This is a genomic window from Pseudoalteromonas sp. GABNS16E (assembly GCF_028598715.1).
Classification (GTDB): Bacteria; Pseudomonadota; Gammaproteobacteria; order Enterobacterales; family Alteromonadaceae; genus Pseudoalteromonas; species Pseudoalteromonas atlantica.
On the sequence record NZ_JAQREZ010000207.1, the window covers coordinates 1 to 255 of the forward strand.

Consider the following 255-nt stretch of genomic DNA (forward strand, 5'->3'; position numbering starts at 1 on the left):
ATACAATACAGATGAAAATAAATGCTAGTAATAGTGCATCAACTACTGTATCAACGGCTTTTTCAATCAAATCAGCCTGATCATAAAATGGTTCAAAGCGAACACCTTTAGGCAATGCTTGATTAATCAATGGGATTCTTGCATTGATACCATCAATGGTGGCTTTAGTATTAGACCCCATGCGTTTTAAGACAATGCCAGAGACAACTTCACCTAAATTTTCGACTTTACCGTCTTCGGTTTTGCGCGTCATTG

Annotated in this window: 1 protein-coding gene; it reads right to left on the reverse strand. The window is 37.6% G+C overall.

Annotated features, from left to right (window positions below; genetic code table 11):
• Positions 1–255 (reverse strand): efflux RND transporter permease subunit (locus PSI06_RS21830; RefSeq protein WP_273604850.1); only part of this gene is annotated, 255 nt, incomplete at both ends.